The 306-nt window shown below is 58.8% G+C and carries 1 protein-coding gene; it reads left to right on the top strand.

Going from position 1 to position 306, the window contains the following annotated elements; genetic code table 11:
* On the top strand, positions 1–306 hold a 306-nt coding region (locus CUJ86_RS11935), incomplete at both ends, for a hypothetical protein (protein ID WP_165394912.1).

The raw sequence follows: 306 nt of genomic DNA, 5'->3' as shown, positions 1-306 counted from the left end.
CCACTCATCGACCAGGCCACCTATATCGTCACCATCGATGTCGAGGTCACCACCGCAACCGTGATCTGGGACGGGGCGGTCGCCATCACGGAGGGCGAGATCTTCACCTTCGTGCCCTCAAACAACGCCTCCGCATCATATGAGGTGAACCGCACCACCGATATCGGTGCACTCGACCAGGCGGCAACAGACGGCGGGTTCACCTACAATGCATCGGATGCATGGTACGCAGACTTCGGGTCATTCCTCCTGGAGGACATCAACGGCATCGAAAACCAGGACTGGACGCAGGAAAACGCACACGCA

The sequence above is a fragment of the Methanofollis fontis genome (genome assembly GCF_004297185.1).
In the GTDB taxonomy this organism is placed as follows: Archaea; Halobacteriota; Methanomicrobia; order Methanomicrobiales; family Methanofollaceae; genus Methanofollis; species Methanofollis fontis.
Note: the sequence above shows the minus strand (reverse complement) of the source record. Positions and strands in the feature narration are given on the sequence as shown.